The sequence below is a fragment of the Neobacillus paridis genome, from assembly GCF_016765675.1.
Classification (GTDB): Bacteria; Bacillota; Bacilli; order Bacillales; family Cytobacillaceae; genus Neobacillus; species Neobacillus paridis.
Window position 1 is genome coordinate 1 of record NZ_JAESWB010000294.1, and the last position, 506, is coordinate 506.

Annotated in this window: 1 protein-coding gene; it reads left to right on the forward strand. The window is 64.6% G+C overall.

The features are described from left to right. The coding region (locus JK635_RS28905; RefSeq protein ID WP_202655509.1) for a type IV pili methyl-accepting chemotaxis transducer N-terminal domain-containing protein at positions 1-506 on the forward strand (506 nt) is incomplete at both ends.

Consider the following 506-nt stretch of genomic DNA (forward strand, 5'->3'; position numbering starts at 1 on the left):
CCGGGGGTGTTGCCGGCACCAGATTTTCTGCGTCGATGTTCCGGCGCTTCCCCTTGCAATACCAGATGCGCATCCTGCTTGGTCTGCTGGGCGGCTCGCTGCTGCTCGGCTCCGGCGCCGTCTGGCTCAACTCGTCGACATCGAGCATCAACTCGCTGCAGTCGCAGATCGCCGGCAATGCGCTGATGCACTCGCAGCGTATCGGCAAGGCGGCGCCGAACGCGATCCAGGGCAATACATCGGCGTTTTCGCAGCTGGTTGACAGCCGGCGGGAACTCAATACCGATCTCGACGTTCTGGCCAACGGCGGTGCTTACCAGGGCCGCAGCATCCCCGCCGCGCGTGGCGAAATCAGCGACATCCTCGCCGAGACCCGCAAGGCCTGGGCCAGTTCCGACAAGGCCGCGGGCACGGTGCTGAAGCTGCAGAAGGAATTGTCCGGTTTCGGTGCCACGCTGCAAAAGCTCAACGCGCTGTCGCCGACGCTGCTGGAGCTGACCGAGCAG